The organism is Shewanella sp. ULN5, from assembly GCF_030731885.1.
In the GTDB taxonomy this organism is placed as follows: Bacteria; Pseudomonadota; Gammaproteobacteria; order Enterobacterales; family Shewanellaceae; genus Shewanella; species Shewanella holmiensis.
The window spans coordinates 129742-149082 of sequence record NZ_JAPJEE010000003.1 but is presented as its reverse complement, the minus strand read 5'-3'; the positions used below and the strand labels follow the sequence as shown (position 1 = coordinate 149082).

Annotated in this window: 13 protein-coding genes and 1 pseudogene; 5 read left to right on the top strand and 9 right to left on the bottom strand. The window is 41.3% G+C overall.

Going from position 1 to position 19341, the window contains the following annotated elements:
- Positions 1–93 precede the first annotated feature (93 nt).
- From ORI98_RS04655 to ORI98_RS04645, 3 genes are all read left to right on the top strand, one after another.
- The gene (locus ORI98_RS04655; RefSeq protein ID WP_306134432.1) at positions 94–1188 is read left to right on the top strand and encodes a sensor domain-containing diguanylate cyclase; all 1095 of its coding nucleotides are present in this window, start codon (positions 94–96) and stop codon (positions 1186–1188) included.
- A gap of 252 nt (positions 1189–1440) precedes the next feature.
- The gene (locus ORI98_RS04650; protein ID WP_261297050.1) at positions 1441–2148 is read left to right on the top strand and encodes an oxidative stress defense protein; all 708 of its coding nucleotides are present in this window, start codon (positions 1441–1443) and stop codon (positions 2146–2148) included.
- A gap of 494 nt (positions 2149–2642) precedes the next feature.
- Positions 2643–5216 (top strand): family 20 glycosylhydrolase, encoded by a 2574-nt coding sequence (locus tag ORI98_RS04645; protein WP_261297051.1) that lies wholly within the window; start codon positions 2643–2645, stop codon positions 5214–5216.
- Between the two features lie 219 nt (positions 5217–5435).
- Here the strand turns inward: ORI98_RS04645 and lgt are convergent, their stop codons facing one another.
- Complete coding sequence (gene lgt / locus ORI98_RS04640) at positions 5436–6230, bottom strand: prolipoprotein diacylglyceryl transferase (RefSeq protein WP_306134431.1); 795 nt, start codon at positions 6228–6230, stop codon at positions 5436–5438.
- 152 nt (positions 6231–6382) lie between these two features.
- Between lgt and ORI98_RS04635 the strand changes: the two genes are divergently transcribed.
- Entirely contained in the window at positions 6383–7240 is an 858-nt protein-coding gene (locus ORI98_RS04635; protein WP_261297053.1) for an RNA pseudouridine synthase, read from the top strand.
- A 73-nt stretch (positions 7241–7313) separates the two neighbouring features.
- Here the strand turns inward: ORI98_RS04635 and ybaK are convergent, their stop codons facing one another.
- The gene (gene ybaK / locus ORI98_RS04630; protein ID WP_306134430.1) at positions 7314–7784 is read right to left on the bottom strand and encodes a Cys-tRNA(Pro) deacylase; all 471 of its coding nucleotides are present in this window, start codon (positions 7782–7784) and stop codon (positions 7314–7316) included.
- Between the two features lie 137 nt (positions 7785–7921).
- Here ybaK and ORI98_RS04625 point away from each other — a divergent pair, with 137 nt between their 5' ends.
- A complete protein-coding gene (locus tag ORI98_RS04625) occupies positions 7922–8635 on the top strand; it encodes a DUF2057 domain-containing protein (protein WP_306134429.1) in 714 nt (237 codons plus the stop codon).
- A gap of 87 nt (positions 8636–8722) precedes the next feature.
- Here the strand turns inward: ORI98_RS04625 and dbpA are convergent, their stop codons facing one another.
- The 7 genes and pseudogenes from dbpA to ORI98_RS04585 all read right to left on the bottom strand — a co-directional run bounded on the left by dbpA (position 8723) and on the right by ORI98_RS04585 (position 19327).
- Positions 8723–10042 (bottom strand): ATP-dependent RNA helicase DbpA, encoded by a 1320-nt coding sequence (dbpA, locus tag ORI98_RS04620; RefSeq protein WP_371931118.1) that lies wholly within the window; start codon positions 10040–10042, stop codon positions 8723–8725.
- Positions 10043–10269: 227 nt separating this feature from the next.
- Positions 10270–11145 carry a pirin family protein gene (locus ORI98_RS04615; protein ID WP_306134428.1) on the bottom strand — a complete coding sequence of 292 codons (876 nt, stop codon included), beginning with the start codon at positions 11143–11145 and terminating at the stop codon, positions 10270–10272.
- Positions 11146–11580: 435 nt separating this feature from the next.
- Positions 11581–12537 carry a hypothetical protein gene (locus ORI98_RS04610; protein WP_306134426.1) on the bottom strand — a complete coding sequence of 319 codons (957 nt, stop codon included), beginning with the start codon at positions 12535–12537 and terminating at the stop codon, positions 11581–11583.
- Positions 12538–13355: 818 nt separating this feature from the next.
- Entirely contained in the window at positions 13356–14825 is a 1470-nt protein-coding gene (locus ORI98_RS04600; protein WP_306134425.1) for a phospholipase D family protein, read from the bottom strand.
- A 75-nt stretch (positions 14826–14900) separates the two neighbouring features.
- A complete protein-coding gene (locus ORI98_RS04595; protein ID WP_306134424.1) occupies positions 14901–16997 on the bottom strand; it encodes a carboxylesterase family protein in 2097 nt (698 codons plus the stop codon).
- Positions 16998–17182: 185 nt separating this feature from the next.
- Positions 17183–17326, bottom strand: a pseudogene (locus ORI98_RS04590) (ISAs1 family transposase); the annotation flags it as partial.
- Between the two features lie 444 nt (positions 17327–17770).
- Positions 17771–19327, bottom strand: coding sequence for a sensor domain-containing diguanylate cyclase (locus tag ORI98_RS04585; RefSeq protein WP_306134422.1), 1557 nt, complete (start codon positions 19325–19327; stop codon positions 17771–17773).
- Between the last annotated feature and the right edge of the window lie 14 nt (positions 19328–19341).

Below are 19341 nucleotides of genomic sequence, written 5' to 3'. Positions count from 1 at the left end.
TTAACAGAAGGTAGTTTTTTACTTTTTTCAATAAAGTGTGTGTCATCGAAATACATTTGTTTGACACACATTATATTTTAAAAGGGACTGACCATGATAACCTCTAACAAATATCAAGAAATCCATGACACATTAATTCGTGCCACCGAACTTGCTAAGGCGTTATCAGGTAAAAACTTCCCCACGCCAGATCCAAAAAATGTGTCTGTCGCTCCAGCACAAATGACGCTAACCAGCCCCCCAAAAACAGTATCGACACCAAAAATTATTGAGCACACGTTAGACCAAGCAACCCAATTATCTAGCCTAGGTTTTTTAATGAATGCCATTTCAGAAGCCATTTTTGTGGTCAATGATGAAGGCGTCATTGAGATGATTAACCAGCATGCCGCTAAACTTTTTGGCTCGCCAAAAGAGTTATTGATTGGTCAAAAGTGGACTAACTTTGTTAACTCAGCCTACCAACAAGAATACTATGAGTTGTTTGCCCATTGGCGTGAAACCTTCACCCCATTTAACCACGGCCCAAAAGAAATTATACTGCAGCGCGCTGACTCCAGTTTAGTCGATGCCGATATTTCACTATCGTGCTTACCTGTCGGTGAAAATGCCACGCCGTTAATTGTCGGGGTAATGCACAACCTCACTAGCCACAAAGAAAAGTTTGAAGAGCTCACCCGTTTAGCCAATACCGACAAACTCACCAGTTTAGCTAATCGTCATGCTTTTGATGAAGCATTGCAAAATGCCTGGGAAGATAGTATCCAGCATCAACAACCATTAAGTTTACTGCTGATTGATATCGACTTTTTTAAAATGTTCAACGACAACTATGGTCATATCAATGGCGATAAGTGCTTACAAAAAGTGGCTCAGGTGATTAATTCAGCCATGCCTAACCGCGACTGTTTAGCCGCCCGTTTTGGCGGTGAAGAGTTTACCGTTATTCTGCCTAACTTCAGTCAAACGCAGGCGCAACGAGTGGCTGAAAAAATTCAGCGCCAAATTAATCAAATTAAATTTACTGACATGGGCTTAACTCAAGAAGTAAGAGTAAGTGTCAGCCAGGGTATTGCCTGCGAGCAACAAGGCCAGTTTCGTACCGCTATGGCACTAATTTGTGCTGCCGATACCGCCCTTTACCGTGCAAAAGCAGAAGGCCGTAACCGTATTAGCCTAAGTTTGTAATAAGGTGGAATGACCAAGTCAGTTAGCACATTTTATCCTGTGCGCCTTAACCCAAAAACCGCCCTGTGGCATATTGCATCCAGCTATGTCGATTTGCCACTAGGGTAAGGTCAGCGGAACAAAATGAAAAAATAATTGATTTAAAATAACCCTTTTATGTTTTAGCGTCGTTTATATCCACAAATCATTTATCAGTCGGCCGCACTTTGCTGTAAATCTGGTCGATATCTTTATTTTTTGTGGAGTACATTTATGACATTACTAACTAAAACCTTTGCCCTTGCATCATTAACCTCAGTGCTAACCTTTACTGCATTACCTGGTCTTGCCGCCGATTACAACTTTCCCCACATTGAAACCTCAGGCGCCAGTGAAATAGTGATAGATGCCGATATGGCAGTGGTTAATATTGAAGTGGTGGTAGACGCGCCAACATCAAAAGCGGCTAAAGATGCCTCAGATAAAGCCATTAGCCAGTTTTTAAGCCGCTTGAAGCAAGCTGGCGTGGATAAAAGTGATATTCAAAGTGCCAATTTAAGCTTACACCCGCAATATCATTACCAAAAAAATGAACCCGCTAAATTAAAAGGCTATCAAGCCAGCCGCAGAATGACCATTACCGTTAAGCAACTTGAACAGCTTAACGACTTATTAGACAGTGCATTAGAGCAAGGCATCAACCGCGTAAACTCGATTGAGTTAACCTCAAGCAAGCGTGCAGACTTTATCGAACAATCTCGCCAAGCCGCGATTGAAGATGCCAAGCAAAAAGCCCAATCGTTAGCCAAAGGATTTGATAAAAAGGTCGATGGTGTGTGGCAAATTCGATACTTTGATCAACACCCTATTCAACCAGTACAGTACAAAATGGCGGCAGAATCGAGTGACGCCAATCAGGGTTATCAGCAAGGACAAGTGACCGTGAGCGATCGCGTTGAAGTGATATTTAAATTGAAGTGATTTTAAAGTTAAATGAATTTTAAATAGTCATAGCGGCTCACAAGCACGCGAAACTAGATTGTTATCGACATAATTGTCATTAGCATAAAAAAGTGGTCAGGCGTATATCGCCTTGACCACTTTTTTGTTCGCCCGTTAGAAAGTTAATTAGTGTTGAGTAACGATTTTTAGCAACCACAAGATAACTAAAGCGTTTTAAGTGTATTAAAGGACCTAAATTGGTAAGCGAGCCATATAATATGGTAATGCCGCATATACGATTGCTCTAGCTTTTTTTTTGCATTTACATTTCACCAACAGCGTTTTAACAACAAATTGACAGCGCTGTCAATCTGACGTATAGATACAAAAGTTTAAATATTTTGTAAAAAATAAACTGCGGATTTGTCCTGAATATAAATAGTTACGATGTCGTGGAGCAAAAACTAATCACGATTTAGTGGACGACTCAAAATGCATTCCAAACTATAAAATCATAAAATTAGGAGTAAAAAGTGAGTACTTTAACAAGATTAATCCCTTTAGCTATTACCCTTTCTAGCTTTAACGCATTCGCCAATTTTAGCCAAACAGAGCTAAACGAATTTGCCGACAAAACAAGCTGGTCATGGCAAGTGGTCGATAACTATCATAATGACGATAAATCGCACCTCGCCAATATTGAGTTAATCAATCAATCTAGTGTTGATTTACCTAAAGGCATAGCTGACTGGGTGATTTATACCAATGTTATTCGCCCTATTCTGACTAAGCAGTCCCAAGGATTGGCATTTCAATTTGTCCAAGGGGATCTTTATAAAATCACCCCGACAGTCAACTTTAACGGCCTTAAAGCTGGTGATAAGCTGACGATTCCCTTTGAAGCCGAAAACTGGGCATCTTCTTATAGCGACTTTATGCCGCGAAGCTTTATTACTCAACACTCACTTACCCCTGCAATTTTTAGCTCTACTGATACCGAAGATAGCAGCAAGTACATAAAGCCACTCAATCAGCCTGAGCAATACCAACGCTATAATACGCCTAAAGATCATTGGGAAAAACCTACCAGCACATGGCGTTATGACCGCTATAGTCCTACTCAAAAGTATGCGCTTACAGAAAACGCTGCCAAGCGAGTGATAATCCCGACCCCCAATAAGGTGAAGTACCGTAGCGCTAGCACTCTATTAACTGCTGATTGGCAAATATCTTACCAAGGAAGCTTAAAATCAGAAGCTCACTTACTATCAAAAACGCTAGATAATAAGCTAAACGGCTCGCTAAAAATCACCCCAAACCATCTACCAGCCCAAGATAAAAACCTTATTTCATTATCTATTTATAATGGTGATGAAAACTGGAAGCCTGAAAGTTACAGTTTAGACATTGAAAAAAATCGTATTAACATTATTGGTGCAGATAACGCGGGTGTCTTTTATGCTATTCAAAGTTTATTGAGTTTGACACCAAGTGGCACTCAGCCTCAAATTGAATTACCTCAACTTAGCGCCAACGATGCTCCACATTTTGAATGGCGTGGCTTTATGTACGATATGAGCCGTAATTTCCATGGCGTGGAAATCACCAAGAAACTCATCGACCAAATGGCACATTACAAACTCAATAAGTTACATTTGCACTTAACCGAAGATGAGTCTTGGCGAATAGAGATTGACGGCCTACCAGAGCTGACAGATTTAGGTAGCCAGCGCTGTTTTGACCTATCTGAAACTGAATGTATGTTGCCAACAAGAGGCTCGGGGCCTTTTAAAACCTCACAAACTAATGGCTTTTACAGCAAAGAGGAGTTTATCGATATTCTTAAGTATGCCAAGCAAAGGCATATTGAAGTCATCCCAGAGGTTGATATGCCAGGTCATGCCCGCGCAGCAATTAAGGCGATGGAACTGAGGCACGATAAGTTAATAAAGTCCGGCGATAAAGCAGGAGCTAATGCCTATCTGTTGTCTGACCCACTGGATAAATCCGTTTACTCAACAGCACAGTTCTTTAACGACAACTCCATCAACGTGTGTATGGACTCTACCTATAATTTTGTCGATAAAGTGGCTTATGAATTTCAACAAATGTACCGTCAAGCAGGTTTAAAGCTCACGAATATCCATATCGGTGGCGATGAAGTCGGCGTAGGCTCTTGGTCCGCGTCTCCTATTTGTAATCAATTATACCAAGCTGCCGATAGCGGCGTAAAAGGCCCTGCAGATCTTAAAGCCTATTTCACTCGTCGTGCAGCAGAAGTATTAGCCGCACGCGGGCTAAATATTGCACTATGGGAGGATGGTATTATGTTTGACACAATAACCCCCTTCCCTATCGATCAATTTCCTAATAAGAAAGTCTACGTTAATGCCTGGGATAATATTTGGGAATGGGGCGTATCGGACCGCGCTTATCGACTCGCAAATGAAGGCTATCATTCAATTCTTTCTATGGGCACCCATCTGTACTTTGATCATCCACAAGAGCCAGATCCTGCAGAACGAGGATTATATTGGGCAGCGCGCTATACCGATGTCGAAAAGGTATTTAACTTCATTCCTGACGATGTATACGCCAACGCGGATTTCACCCGTGCGGGTGAGCCAATTGATAACTTAGAAGACCTAGTTGGACGCGCTTTACCTCCGCTCAACAAGCCTGAGAACATTGCTGGTATTCAAGGACAAGTTTGGAGCGAAACAATTCGCACTCCAGAACAATTAGGACAAATGATTTTCCCGCGAATTATTGCTCTAGCAGAGCGAGGATGGCATCAAAATACTGTTCCTGCCGGTGAGCAACAAACGCAAACGCGCCAATGGGCTGAGTTTGCTAGTGTACTAGCGCTGAAAGAGTATCCAAAGCTTGAGGAAGCTGGGGTAAGCTTTTACTTGCCAATTCCTGGTGCCAAACGTATTGACAATCAAGTGCATATAATTACTCAATTACCAGGATTAGCAATTGAGTACAGCCTAGATAATGGTGAAAACTGGCAAGTGTATAATCAGCCTATAAGCTTATCTGACGCCATACAAGTTCGCTCACGCTCAGGCGAGCATACAAGCCGTGTAGGATACTTCGAGTAGATTATTGAGTAAGCCATGCTTGCAGCCAATCTATATTGGCTGCAAGCATCTCACTGCAATCATCTTATTGCAATTATCTGTTTGTAATCAATTACCTGAATGACTCTTTGGAACAAAACGTTTTAAGGTGCCATCGTATTGTGGAAAAAAGTGCTTAAAGTTATCGCACTTTAATACACAAAACTGCCTGAATTGCGCTAAAACGATTAATCGCTGTAGCTAAGCTTTTGTTACCGAGTCACTTTTTGCCATCATAGCGCGGCCAAGTAATACAACACCGACAATTAAAAATGGCACACTTAACCACTGCCCCGCTGTCATCAAGGTTTCACTATAAGCAGTTAGGCTGACCTTAACCGATTCAATCGCAAAACGTGCACTAAACACTAACACTAAAAATAGTCCAAATAGGCCACCGTGTTTTTGTTTCAATTGAGATGTACGATACAAGATCACCAGAATAATAAAGATAAACAGGTAAGCTAAGGCCTCATATAACTGCGCCGGATGACGCGGCAGCATATCAATACGTTCAAAAATAATACCCCAGGGTTTATCTGTTGGCTCACCTAGAATTTCTGAGTTGGCAAAGTTGGCCATCCGCACAAAGAAGCCAAAAATGGCCGTGGCAATCGCCAATCTATCAAGTAAAAATAAGAAAGGTAAACCCACTTTGCGCTTGTAATAGTACAAGGCCAAAATTGCCCCTAGTCCGCCGCCATGACTGGCGAGACCACCTTCCCAAATAGCGAATATTTTCATCGGATGGGCTAAGAAGTAACTCGGGTCGTAAAAGGCACAATGCGCTAATCTCGCGCCAACAATAATACCGATAACGCAGTAAACCAAAAAGTTATCGAGTGATTCTAAATCTAAGCCTTCAGCTTGATAGATTTTTTTCATTACCTGAAAACCCGCTGCTATTGCGGTGGCAAATAATGCACCGTACCAATGTACGGTCAACCCCATAAACGACACCAAAACAGGGTCTAAATTCCAAACAAAATGGTCCAACGTATACTCCAAACATCACAATCGATAATGGCGCTCATGCTACGCTGTTTTATCTCGCCCATAAAGCGACTTGAATTATTATTAATTGAATGCCTTTTTAGTGACAAAATCACGTAAAATAACGCTATATGATTTTCACGATGATGAGCCCTATGCCAGATTTGCCTCAACCAGCTGATACCCCTATCGAATGCCACATTGATATCACACATACCGCTTTGGATGCCGTGACCTTATTGTCACAGCAGTCGGGTTTGTCGAAGCAGGTGATTAAACAGGCAATGCAAAAAGGGGCGGTGTGGCACACCCACGGAAAACAGGTTAATCGTTTACGGCGTGCTAAAAAGGCATTGTCAGTGGGCGATAAAATTCATCTTTATTACAACAGCCATATTTTAGCCGAAGTTCCTGCTGCAGCGCAGTTGATGTTTGACCAAGGTGAATATAGCTTGTGGTACAAACCCTATGGCTTGCGTTGTCAGGCGTCAAAGTGGAGCGACCATACTACGATTAATCGTTATATTGAGCTAAACACTGAGCCGCAACGCAGTGCTTATATTATTCATCGATTAGACCGCGCAGCATCTGGTTTGATTATTATCGGTCACACCAAAAAAGCCACGGCAGCTGTAGCGAAGTTGTTTGAAATACGCCAACTAGATAAGTTTTATCAAGTAATTGTGCATGGCCGTTTTGCTGAAACAACCCAAACAATTGCAACCGATGTTGATGGTAAACCGGCGTTATCCTACGCCACTTTACTGGAATACAATGCCGCGCTTGATCAGTCAAAGGTACGGGTAAAGATAGCCTCTGGCCGTAAACATCAAATTCGTATTCATATGGCCAGCCTAGGCCATAGCGTAGTTGGCGATCGCTTACACGGTAATGCCCATAGTGACGCGCCTGATTTAAAACTTTGCTGTTGTGAGTTTGCGTTTACCTGCCCTGTAACGCATCAGGCTGTCACCTTCAATTTGCCCGAAGCACTTAGGCCGCAATTTGAATAGTGTGGCTTATAAGGTGACTTGAACCGCCAATAGCGATAGAACAGCATTAATGGTCTCCAGCATAATAATGGCGTTAATCATTAACGATGTCGCTAAAACTCGCCGTTAATAATGACTGTAAATCAGTTGGCGTCATTTGCAGCTCTAACCCTCTTTTACCTGCACTAATATACATGTCTGTTAAACTGGCGGCACTTTGGTGGATAACCGTGGCTAAGTGCTTTTTTTGCCCTAGCGGACTCACGCCACCTAATACATATCCTGTTGTGCGCTCAACCTTAGTCGTCTCGGCCATTTGCACTTTTTTCACTTTCAACGCTTTAGCCATCTTTTTGAAATTTAACTGCTGATCTACCGGTAATATTGCCACCGCTAGTTGGTGAGTATCGGTTTCGACCACTAAGGTTTTAAATACCCATGCAGCAGCCACGTTTAATTTTTCAGCGGCCTCTAAACCATAAGAGACCGCCGCAGGATCATGCTGATATTCATGCACGGTAAACTTAAGGCGATGCTTTTTGACTAAGTTAATTGCTGGCGTCATGTGAGATAAAACCTGTTAAAAATAGTAATGAATTAACCTCAACTCAGGCAAAGAGATAAGGTGACTTACAGACGATTAAGGTTATTCTATGCTATAACCCAATATCGCATATACATAATCACGTGCAGGATACATATATGAATCAGCTTTTTACGGCAGTAGTTTTCTCGGTGGGTTTAACCAGCCCTATGCTAATGGCTAGTTCCTTAACCCTGCCAAGCACGGCAGATATTATTGCCGTTAATGGTCAACCCATTAAAGCAGAGAATACTCTTGATTTAGCTGAGGGCGTTAACCAACTGGCTTTACGTTACACGGGATCATATCGCGACCGTGGCAGTATGGAGCGTTTTGAGTCAGAGGTAGTCATTATCCGATTTAACGCCGAAAATACATCCTACCAGCTTGTGCTACCCAACATCAGCCAGGCCAAACAGGCCAGCCGTTTTAATCAACAACCCAAGATTGTCATTAACAGTGCCAGCGGCCCAATTGCCATCCAAACCGATGTATTAATTAAAAATGGCTTACAACTCGGTCGCAATTACCAGCAGGAACTTGCGGCCTATAATCAAACTCAACAAGGGGCTGCTGTAAGCCAATTTGCCTCGGCTTACGCCGTTGCAGTGCCCGTTGCGCCGGTAAGTATTGCTCCACCACAAGGGGTAACCACAGCAGCGACGGTTGCACCTGTTTCGCTGGTACCCCCTAGCCCAATTGCCACATCCAAAAGTGTTGTGGAGCCAAAAACCATTGAACAGGATCAAGCTGAGATCCGTGAAATGCTTGATTATTGGTACAGTAAAGCCAATGAAAATACCAAGGCCGAGTTTAAACAAAGTATCAACTAAACATTGTGATAGAGAGTTTAAAGCCATAAAAAAAGGAGCTAAATGCTCCTTTTTGGGTGTTAACAGGGGTAGCTAATCAAGGCTTGGTTACATAAACCAAGCACGATAAGACTTGCCCTTTAATTTACCCTTGGTGATTATCGACATCGCTTTTTGCGCGACGTTACGAGATACCGCAACATAGGCGCGAATATCGGTCACTTTAATTTTACCAATATCGTTAAACTCAATACCGTTATCACCCGTTAATGCCCCAACAATATCACCTGGACGAATTTTTTGCTTTTTACCGCCCTCAATTTGAATGGTTTGCATTAGCGCTTGTAGCGGTGCTTTGTTTAATGCACTTAATGGAGGCAAAGTCGCGGCAACGATATCTTTGTTGAGCGCTTCTTCAATCATTGCCATTTTGTAGCCGTCGTTCTCGCCAAAAAAGCTGTAAGCGGCACCATGACTCCCCGCACGACCTGTGCGGCCAATACGGTGAATATGCACTTCACTGTCATAGGCTAAGTGATAGTTAAATACCGCATCTAAAGCATCAATATCTAAACCACGGGCAGCAACGTCGGTCGCCACCAGAATACGCGCACTTTTATTGGCAAACTGCAGTAACATTTGATCGCGATCGCGTTGTTCTAAATCACCATGTAACGCTAATACGCTGAAGCCAAACTCAAGTAATGAATCGGCAACCTGTTGGGTTTCACGCTTGGTATTACAAAATACAACGGCACTTTCTGGTTGCTTATCAAGCAGTAATAAACGCAAGGCTTCTAAGCGACCTTGGTTGTCTTCAATACGGTAAAAATGCTGTTCAATCGTTAAATTGTCGTGGGTAGATTCCACTTTAACCATCACAGGCTTGTACATGATACGCTCAGCAATAGACTGAATTTGCTCTGGGAACGTCGCACTAAATAGCAGTGTTTGGCGCTCATGCGGAGTTTGATCGATAATCGCGTCAATGTGTTCTTGGAAGCCCATTTCCAGCATGCGATCGGCTTCGTCTAATACCAACATATTGACATTGCTGAGGTCCAAGCGGTTACGATCTAAATGATCAATAATACGCCCTGGGGTGCCAACAATAATGTGAGCACCGTGTTCAAGCGAGCCAATTTGCGGCCCCATCGGCACGCCGCCACATAATGTCAGCACTTTAACGTTATGAATACCACGGGCTAGAGTACGAATTTCTTTAGCGACCTGATCGGCTAATTCACGGGTGGGACACAGCACCATAGTTTGAATACGAAAACGCTTTACATCCAGCTTGTTGAGTAATCCCAAACCGAAAGCTGCGGTTTTACCAGAGCCAGTTTTTCCTTGGCCTATAACATCATCACCCGCCAAAATTGGCGGCAAACTTTCGGCTTGAATTTGTGTCATAGAGTCATAGCCCATAGTGCTAAGGTTATCTAATAACTCGGGTTTTAAGTTTAATGATGAAAATGCCTGACGGGCAACTTGCGAAGGTGACTGACTCAAAGGAATATCCTGTGCTTAAAGCTAACGGAAAATAATAAGGCCAAAGCAAATGGCTTTGGCCGGAACGCGCTAATTATAGCAATAAACAGTCTACATTACTGCATCATTGTTTTTCGTCACGCTAAAATTTGCACAATTAAACATCAACTCAATGATAACGCACCAAAACGTCCTTGCTGATAATCCTCTACCGCCTGGTTAATTTCAGCTTGGGTGTTCATCACAAAAGGCCCCATGTGCACAATCTGCTCTTTAATGGGAGTTCCTGCCAAAATTAAACACCCTAATCCCGTTACCCCAGCTTGAAATGTTGCTAACATTTGTGGGTTTATACACAGCATAGTGCCAGCTGAAAATGATTTCGTTTCACCGTCAACGTTGGCAAATAACGTGCCTTGATACAGGTAAACATTAACCGCCTCAAAGTGGTTTAAGGCCAAATCGACCTGATTATTGGCCGGTAGCGTTAAATCCGCGATGGCGGCATTACCCGCCAACCCTTCAATACTGGTATTGGTGATACTAGAATCACGCATATCGGCAAACTGCCAAGTGCCCGCTAAAGCGGTAAGTGAAGCGCCATTGGCGTGAACAAGCGATGGATTTGGGATCATCGTAGTATCACGATAAATAGCCGGACGCATTTTGTCTTTCGCGGGCATGTTTATCCAGATTTGAAAACCATGTAAGCCTTCATTGGCATCCGCTAGCGGCATTTCTGAATGGATAACGCCACTGCCAGTACTCATCCACTGCACATCGCCTGCACGAATCGCTTTAACATTACCCATGTGATCACGATGTTCAAAACCGCCTTTCATTATATAGGTGAAGGTTTCGATGCCGCGATGGGGATGCGGAGGGAACCCGCCAATGAAATCTTGTTTATCATCAGATTTGATTTCATCTAGCATTAAATAAGGGTCAAAACGTTGCTGGCCAAAATCGGCGACACGCTTAATATTTACGCCATCACCGTCCATCGCTGGTCGCGCCTGAGTCTTACTGATGATATTCATATTGACCTCTAAATAGCCTCACTAACACAACAGTGTATCAGTGTATTGCCTCCACTTTATCGACTATTTAGTTGAAGATAAATTGCATAAAATGCGTAAAAACATTCTATTTATTAGAAAATGGCGAGGGCCTGTTGATCTTTGCTGGTTGAGTTTTGTTCCATTTAAAAAACGTTTTAAATGAGGCGAATAGATTGATGCCTAGCCATCTAAGCAAAAACCATTCAACAAAGAGTTAAACGTTTTTAGCCGAATCCTACGGGCAGCAGTTGTTCTCAATTTCGTTAAAATGGTTGTGATAAATATTCTTTCAAAATATTTCTATAGATTGCTCTTAGATTATTAACCCAATAAATATGTCACTCTTAACGCATTGAATAAATTAGGACGAATAACTAACAAAAACATTTTTGATCGCGCGTTATAATATATTCCCTAATCTTGATCTTGAAAATCTGATTTTAATTTCAGCAATTTACGACTTTTACCATGTAACTCAGCCCAGCCTTTCTTAAACCCCTCAAAACTAAAAAACAGTTCATCAAAGCTGCCATCGCTGATGGCAATAGCTAAGCCGCGTTCAATACGGTCTGCTAACGCTATATCGTTATTATTGACAAAAAAATAAATGGGAGATGGATAGTTCAGCAGCAACGAGCCTTCAATGACTAAACCTTTGCTAGCATGATTTGGTTGCTCTGACCAAATTTCATATAACCCTCGCGGAAAGTAATCAAAACGCTTATTCGCTAGCATAGGGAATAAAGAGTCGGGTTGAGCCACAGTGATCAATGGCATGTCATTGCCCACCAAAACATCGGCATCAGGCCATTGCGCCCCTTGCCCAGCAACAAACCCTCTCAAATCATCTAAGCTATTAACTTCTTGAAACTTTGAGTAATCATCTTTTCGAATAAGAAAAATACGGTAGCTATTGAGTCCCTTTAAAATAGAGACTTTAATTGGACGGAGCTGCCCTTGACGTTCAATACTGTTTGCGGTCCACATGACATTGAGTAAATGGGTATCTTTGGAAAGCTCAGCAATCAGCCTATTAGTAGTATATTTTTCATTGAGATAGGATATGTTATAGGGTCCATCTGTCAAAATTGTTTTGTCTAACGCCAATGCCAACAACTGCGGAAAATATGAAACATGGTTTTCAGTCAAGTCCTGGTCCATTGGTATGCGTACTTGTAATACAGAGCCTTGAACTGGTGTTGTTTTTAATACCAACTCTTGATTTGCATTGACCCCATTGCTCAAACAGAGCAATAACAACAGAGTGTTCATTGGTGAAAATAAGGCAGTAAAATACCTTAATACCATACCATCACAATCATAAATCACTTTGCGACTTAATCGTTTTGATGAAAAATTAACTATCGTCATGCAAAAACTCCCTGCCATTACATCCCAATATCGATGTTAACTATATACTATTTACGCAAGGGTCTGTTGATCTTTGCTGGTGAAGTTTTGTTCGAGATAAAAACGAATTAAGCGCGGCGAACAAAGAGTGCCTAGCAATCTAAACACTCTTTGTTCGCAAAAAGTTCACTCAACAAAGCGTCATTCGTTTTTAGCCGAATCCTTCGGACAGCGCTTGTTGGCCATTTTTACTGCATTATCGGCTTATTATCTAGAATAACTACACTGCAAAGCCTCTGCCTTGTATAAATGGCCAACAATTCGCTGCAAAACAACCTTAAAAGATCAACTGACCCTAACAACAAAGCAAAGAATGCTCCAAGCTGACAAATGCCATTTCACAGGCTTTGCAGTGATATGGTAGTTTCTGATTGAACCCAAATAGCGCTAAGCCAAGGGCTGTACCTTTTATTGAAGCTAGATTTTTAAGCTGCTAAAAATGGTGCATAGAGCACAGGATGGAATGCGGCTGGTCATTATCAAACATGACAAAAATAAAACTGCGAAGGGGCATAGCTAGGTAGGGTGAGATCGCGAATACTTTTCGTTCAATTAGTAGACGTTTATTAAACGAATATCAACCGCATGGACGCGGTTATTGTTTTATATTTGGGCCATCATGGATGATTTCACGGCGTTTCGTTAAATAAATTTTCACGATTTGTATAAAATCCAATCACTCATGCGATAGCCCTGCATAGCTAGGGGGAATAAGCTAAAGCACAACCACAAACGTTGAAGGTATTGTGCGTGGTTATGCTGTAATACAGAGCGTTAGGTTACAGCTCATACTCGATATTTAACTTGCGAATAAGCCAGTCGGGAAATTTATGCCAACCACTATAGCCAGGTGAAGCGTCATACTCCTCATCACCGGATTTCCAGCGAATACTGCCATCGGCTTGCTTGGTGACATGCCAGTAAAGATCGTCTTTATGACTCAGCAAATAAGTCTCTAAAATCTGCGCAAACTCAGGACTTTGAATTAACATGCCAAATTCGATATTAATGAAGTCTGATCGCGGATCAAAGTTTGATGAGCCAATATAAGAATATAAGTCATCAAAAACAAAGGTTTTATTATGGAAGTATGTATCTGCATGATAAAAATGATCATCATGAATAGCACCATCTTTATATTCATAAAGATTAATGCCCATATCTAATAATACTGGACGGTGCTCTTCAAAATAAGCCGGAATAAAACCAGAGTCATTTGAAGCCGATGAGTTAGTTAACACTGTCACATCTGCATTATTAGCGGTTAATGTTTCAAGCATCGCATACTTACCATTAGTAGGAATTAAGTATGGCGTTGATATTAAAACTTTTTTAGCATTATTTACCGGCTCACTCATAATATTTTCGACTCGGCGTCTAAAATACGGCTTGCCATCCTGCATTTTAGCTAAAGAGTCAAATACAGGCATGACCAAAGCAGGGGTATAGTTAATCACCGTTAAGTTGTTCACTTTAACGTTAATGGCATTAAACACATCTGGGCGCTCGGTAACGTGTTGCTCATAGGTGGCATCAAACACCGTATACTCGCCAGCTTGCTTAACCTCTATTAACATTTCAATTGGCACCAGGTGCTTGGTGCCCCATAACATATTAAAATTATTTTCAAAGGCGGCAATCACTTCACCTTTGAATACAACATCAAAGTCAAAAAAGTTAGCTTCGGTGCTATAACCAAAATAATCATCGCCAATGTTTCTGCCACCTAACACCATAGTGTGGCCATCAACATTGAAATACTTTTCATGTAGCCGATTATCTAACTGTTGCTGATGAATTTGAAAGTCCATCGCGCGCCCCATCCAGCCCATGCCACGGGAATTAAAAGGGTTAAAGATGCGAATGTCGATATTTTGATGATGGGCTAATTCTGCCATCCATTTTTCATTGAATATTAATAAATCATCAAGAGTGATGCGAACTTTTACCCCTCGGTCTGCTGCAGCTTTGATCTCAGCAAACAGCATTAAACCTGAAGTGTCTTTGTTCCATGAGAAATAGGTCATATCAATAAAGCTTTGCGCTTGTTGAACAAACTGAATTCGGCGTGCTATTGCTTCATCAGCTGCTGGAATTAAATAAAGCTGTGCAGGATATCTAGGGGAACTGTAGTCAGCCTCAAAGTCGGCTTCAACATCTGGAAATGATGATGCGCAGCCTGTTAGCACTAAAATAGCGGCGGTAAATACTGTCGTAGTTATCCATTTACTAAAAGTGTGAAAAATCATTATCTTCCTTACAATAATGCTGAATAAAATTACGGCTAGCGTTTGCTAGCCGTAATTTTAACACTGACAGGTATTTTACTTATCAAAATAGCCAAGTATTAAACCTAAGCTTTCTAGACCAGATAAGCGACCATCTCTTAATTCTGGGTCAAGACCCGCTTGTTTTCTTCTATCCCAATCAGCTTCAGTCTGAATGCTGGCGTCGGCACCAATCACTAACACACTGTCATCTGCGGTAGTAAACTGATAATTGTCAAACAAGGCATCGCTAAACCATAAACGCGATAGTTTATCCATTAACGCGGCATCAGACTCACTTGGGGTAACCTTATTACCGGTTACAGTGTAAGGCTTATTAAATACAAACGGTAACTCAGCACCCGCGCACATTTTACCAATACAACTGATTGATCTAATCAATGTTCCAAGTTCAAAGCTGGTTGAATCATTACTGGTGGTCCACACATTAAAACTTGGTTGATAATCAAAATTGTATAATGTTACCGATTGCGCTGCTGTGTCGCTAGTTTGCTTAGCTTTAACATGCGCAGGACCGCTAAATAACATGTCATTGGTTAACAAATTAAATTGCGCCATATTACCCGTCGCACCGGTTAATTCATTTTCTGCATTCGGATAAAAGTCAGTTAATGCGAACACGTTATCAATTAATTCACCATTGCCTAAACCAAAGAAAAAACGGGTAATAGGTTCATAAGCGGTACTCGGTAAAATATCACCTAACTCAAGTTGAGCTTCAATCTCGTCAGCCGTCAACCCCATTAACTGTTGCTCTAATAATGCCAAGTTATCTTGCGATGCTAACCAAGCCTCAATATCGGCCGCGGCGGCATCTGGGTCTTCTGGTGCATTATTTTGCTGCTCAATCAACTCAATGATAGTAGGGATCAGCGATGTTAAGCTAGGTACAAATGACACAGTTCTAGAGTCATTGGTGTTAAAGCCTAATACCGTCGGTACATTTAGCGCCGTTAACGCAGGCTGTGCTTGCAAATGATAACCTTTCACTTCTGGCTCAAAAATCCCCCCTCTTGGGCGATAGTCCATATAAGGAGCAAAAGGTTTCATGTTAGCAAACGGTGTGATTTCTGCGCTTAATTTTGATGTAAAACACAAGCCGCTACCAACTAAATTATCCAGGTCAATGCAGTCAAGCCCTGACCATGCACCAATTTTTGCTAATGGGTTGAGTGCTTTTTCTTGCACTTGCATAATTTGTTCAAGGGTTAAGTCATTAAGCGAAACGGCAGCTGTAGAGCCAAATAATTCATCGCCATAAGCTTGTAACTTACCTTGATAAGTTTTTGCTTGGTTATAAGATTTGTAATCAAACCCATAAGGGTTTGATTGCATGATGGCGCGTTGGAAGTAGGTACTACTGATAACTTCCTCAGTTTCAGTTTGTTGCAAAATGCCCACCGACATCGCACCCGCACCTTGACCAACAAGGGTGACTTTTTCTGGATCACCGCCAAAGGCGCGAATATTGTTGTGCACCCATTCAAGCGCACGTTTTTGATCGCCTAAACCAAAGTTACCACCTTGTGGATTTTTAGCACCATCAAGCCAATAACTGCCTAAAATACCTAAGCGATAATTTAAACTCACCGCAATAAAAGGTTGGCCATCGTTAGCCCCTTGTGCAACTACGTTGTCAGCTTGAACAACAGGATCTGAACCCGAACCAAATTCAAAATCACCACCATGAATAAACACATATACCGGCAAATCAGCAGATTCAACGGTATTTTCAGGACGCCAGATGTTGAGGTTTAAACACTCTTCAGATTGAGCTTGTTTGGTCAAGGCTAATTGCGGACAGGCATCACCAAATTCGGTAGCATCGGTTATCTCGCCAATATCTGCTAAGGTGCTGTGCTCAAATCGAGCCGCTGTTGCATAAGGAATACCTTTAAACGCTTCTAGCTCAACACGTGTTGGCTCGCCTTCAAGGTTATTTATCACAACTGACTCTTTGAGTGCTTGAATGGTATTAGCACCAATTTGTACATCAATTTGCTCAGTCGGTAACGGCTCAACCACCGGGATCTCTGGTTCTGGTTCTGGAGTATCTTTGTTATCACTACTGCCACATGCAGCTAGTGATAACGATATCAACACAGCAATAGTTGAACGGTAAAAAGTTGTCATAAATATACTCCATTTGTATTAGATTCCTATGCCTCAGTCTATTGGATAATACGACCCTACTTAAATTAGACTGAGATACGGCATTGTAATGTGTTTGTTAATGAGAAGTATAGTTCTCAATAAATTTGATACCAAATAATCTCTTATGTAGGACAGGGTGAGGTGAGAACGTGAATGCTCACTTTTTACCCAAAACCTAAATTTGCAACAAGAATTTGCGCTAAGTAACCAATTTCCATCGCGGCCATTTTGGTCTTCCTTCGGATAGTTGCTTTGCGTGAAGTGTCATTTCTCAACATATTGATTGCCATATGACGAACTGCCGCAAGGCGGCTTGACGCTCCTCGTTCATTACAAACGCTTCCTCACTACTACGAGTAACTCCGTCCAAGTATCACGCATCGGTACTCTTATACTTATCAATTCACTGGCTTGCACTTCTCCCTAAACATTGTGATGACTGATTAGGAAAAAAACATCAAAGAGTGGGTAACTCACCTTTGCAGATTGTCTTAGGTCTTCTAATTGAGACAAAGTGTTTTGTAAAGGCGTCGTGCAACACAATCTACTAAAAAGAGAGTATATGATCACAACTAAAAGTGATCGTCAAATCGAGCCATTATCTGTGCAAAAAAACGTTCACGATCTCACCCTGCATTGATACGCCTCTATTTAAGAGGTCGAATAGTATTAAGATTTTATAAAATCTCTTATCCAGAGTGCCATTATTCTCTTCAAAACGGATAAAAATACAAATGAAGCTGAATTAACATTTAACTGTGGCGTTGATTATATATTTCCATGTCGTAGCTATACACAACACATTTATTACGGCCATTTTCTTTGGCTTGATAAAGGGCTAAATCTGCTTTTTTACACAATTCTTGAAAACTATGAAGCGCAAAAGCCTGACATTCTGCCACCCCAATACTGACGGTCACCTTGGTATTACCATTAAATGCCGAACGTTCGATCTCGGTACGGATCCTTTCAGCTAAATATGAGGCCGTTTCTAGATTGGTATTAGGCACTGTAATAACAAATTCCTCGCCACCATAGCGACCAACAATATCAATTTTTCTCACACTGCGCTTGATAACCGAGGCGACATTAATAATCCCTTGATCACCAGCATAATGGCCATGTTCATCGTTCAATTGTTTGAAAAAATCGATATCAATCATAATGACGCTGATAGGCTCATCTTTTTTAATCGCCATATCGATGGCTTCATTGGATAACCGCTCTAAAGACATGCGGTTATACAATTTACTTAAACCATCCAAATCTGCTAGCTTTTTAGTTTTACACAGCATGTCGAACAATTTAACCAACAACCATAAAATAATGACAAACATAGACACGATGACCAAACGACCATATATGTTTTCAACCACTAAATTTTGCAATTGCTCTTCAGAAAGCTGATAAGCAACGTAAAACTTTCCTTTAATCAAATTAGATAAAATGTAATAACCACCAGAATATTGGGCTAATGTATAATTAACAACCTGTTCATCGAGTTTAAAGTCCACATTATCTAAGTCTTTAAATGCCTTATTGGCAATCACCTGACCTTTATCAGAAATCAGGCTAATGTCATTATCCAGTGCTGATAAATCAGAATGTAACACTTTATTCAGGTAATCCAACCCCACATCTAATGACACAGCTCCTTTAAAAACATCATGATAATAAACTGGAGTGGATACCGAAATCATCAATCCAGCCCCAGCTGCATCATCATACAAATCAGATATCCGAGTCTCTTTATTTGGGTTTTCCTCTGGAGTAGCGATGAGCCAGAAAGGCTTAGAATAATTGTACTCTGTAAAGTGGAACTGCTCTATCGGCACACTTGGGCTCAGTAAAATAAACCCTTTTTGAGAGGTATAATAAGACCATATAAATGGGTGACTTTTAGCTGCGATAGGTGCGGATAAATTCAAGCCTAATAGCACATTGATTTCAGACCACATTTCAGCATCCACATCTTGCATTGAACCTATACCGGTTAAATTGGCTGTCAATGGATGACCGGCAATGGTCTCGTTACCTTGCAAACCAAAAGCATTTAATTCAGGAAAGTTTTTAAATGAAGATATTAATGGATGAGGATTGGATATATCGTATAAATCGAAATTGAAAATCAGTTGTTCTTTGATGGATTCATTGTAAGCAATAGCCACATCTAACAACTGGCCCACCTCACGCTCATTGTCTTTTAATGTAGAAATAAGCTGCTTTTCAATATGGCTATGGCCCTGATGATAGACAGCTACAAGGCCTCCTCCCCAAAGGATAATGATAAGAAAGTAAAAAATTTTCATATCTTACTCTTCGA

Excerpts from the sequence above, each read along its gene's own strand:
- ORI98_RS04655 (WP_306134432.1), top strand. The coding sequence starts at position 94 with ATGATAACCTCTAACAAATATCAAGAAATCCATGACACATTAATTCGT.
- ORI98_RS04650 (WP_261297050.1), top strand. The coding sequence starts at position 1,441 with ATGACATTACTAACTAAAACCTTTGCCCTTGCATCATTAACCTCAGTG.
- ORI98_RS04635 (WP_261297053.1), top strand. The coding sequence starts at position 6,383 with ATGCCAGATTTGCCTCAACCAGCTGATACCCCTATCGAATGCCACATT.
- ybaK (WP_306134430.1), bottom strand. The coding sequence starts at position 7,784 with ATGACGCCAGCAATTAACTTAGTCAAAAAGCATCGCCTTAAGTTTACC.
- ORI98_RS04625 (WP_306134429.1), top strand. The coding sequence starts at position 7,922 with ATGAATCAGCTTTTTACGGCAGTAGTTTTCTCGGTGGGTTTAACCAGC.
- dbpA (WP_371931118.1), bottom strand. The coding sequence starts at position 10,042 with ATGGGCTATGACTCTATGACACAAATTCAAGCCGAAAGTTTGCCGCCA.
- ORI98_RS04615 (WP_306134428.1), bottom strand. The coding sequence starts at position 11,145 with ATGAATATCATCAGTAAGACTCAGGCGCGACCAGCGATGGACGGTGAT.
- ORI98_RS04610 (WP_306134426.1), bottom strand. The coding sequence starts at position 12,537 with ATGACGATAGTTAATTTTTCATCAAAACGATTAAGTCGCAAAGTGATT.
- ORI98_RS04600 (WP_306134425.1), bottom strand. The coding sequence starts at position 14,825 with ATGATTTTTCACACTTTTAGTAAATGGATAACTACGACAGTATTTACC.
- ORI98_RS04595 (WP_306134424.1), bottom strand. The coding sequence starts at position 16,997 with ATGACAACTTTTTACCGTTCAACTATTGCTGTGTTGATATCGTTATCA.
- ORI98_RS04585 (WP_306134422.1), bottom strand. The coding sequence starts at position 19,327 with ATGAAAATTTTTTACTTTCTTATCATTATCCTTTGGGGAGGAGGCCTT.